Origin of the sequence: Erwinia typographi, assembly GCF_000773975.1 — a bacterium.
GTDB lineage: Bacteria > Pseudomonadota > Gammaproteobacteria > Enterobacterales > Enterobacteriaceae > Erwinia > Erwinia typographi.
Genome location: NZ_JRUQ01000015.1, coordinates 1 through 877, shown reverse-complemented (window position 1 = coordinate 877; position 877 = coordinate 1). Strand labels below are relative to the sequence as shown.

1 pseudogene is annotated in these 877 nt (G+C 45.6%); it reads right to left on the bottom strand.

The features are described from left to right. Positions 1-183: 183 nt before the first annotated feature. Positions 184-699: pseudogene (locus tag NG99_RS03265) on the bottom strand (IS256 family transposase); the annotation flags it as partial. Positions 700-877 lie beyond the last annotated feature (178 nt).

Genomic DNA, 877 nt, shown 5'->3' with positions numbered 1-877 from the left:
GCGATGGCTGCGAATGCCGGGTCTGGATCAGTGTGCCTGAAAAATGGATTTCAGGTTAAAAAAACGGCAAAGACAGCATTTTCATACATAAACTCACACATAGCTGCACCATAAGGGGATAGCCCATGCATGATATTCATGGTTATGTGCTATCAAAAGAAGCGATTCAATCTCCTAACCATGAACTTTCACCACTATACAGTCAAGGTAAACAATGGGATACAGCGCATCCAGGGGACGATTTTGCCACTCAGCAACCTGCTCTTTAACCGCATCGGTGACTTTAGATATCAGCGTGGGAGACACGTCAGCATCGTACATCTCTTTGAAGGTGGCGACGATTTCACGGGTGGTCATGCCTTTTGCATACAGGGATAAAATCTGGCTGTCCATCTGCGTGATGCGCGTCTGATTTTTCTTTATCAGTTGCGGATCAAAGGTGCTTTCACGATCACGTGGGGTACTGATTTCAATTTTCCCGTCGTCACAAAGCAACGTTTTTGACGAGTAGCCATTGCGGGTATTGGAGCCCGTTTTAGGTGCGTTCTTCTCATGCCCGATGTGGTCAGTCAGCTCAGCATTGAGCGCTGTCTCAACGATAAGCTTCGTCAGCATGCGGGAAAACTGGTTAAGATCGGCTTCGGTTTTAAGGCCTTTAGCCAGTTCAGCCGCAAGGGCTTTGAGTTTCTTTTCGTCCATAATTACCTGTCTCTGTAGTTGGCGTGAAGATATCAAAAACAGGCAGATACACAATTTAAATTACAGGCTCTATGAAAGCGAACATAATTGCCCAGAAATATATCATCTCAAATAAAGTTACTGGTGTTACCGAGGATTTACCGTGGAATGAAGTGGTTGGTAGAGTCTTAGGGCGTGG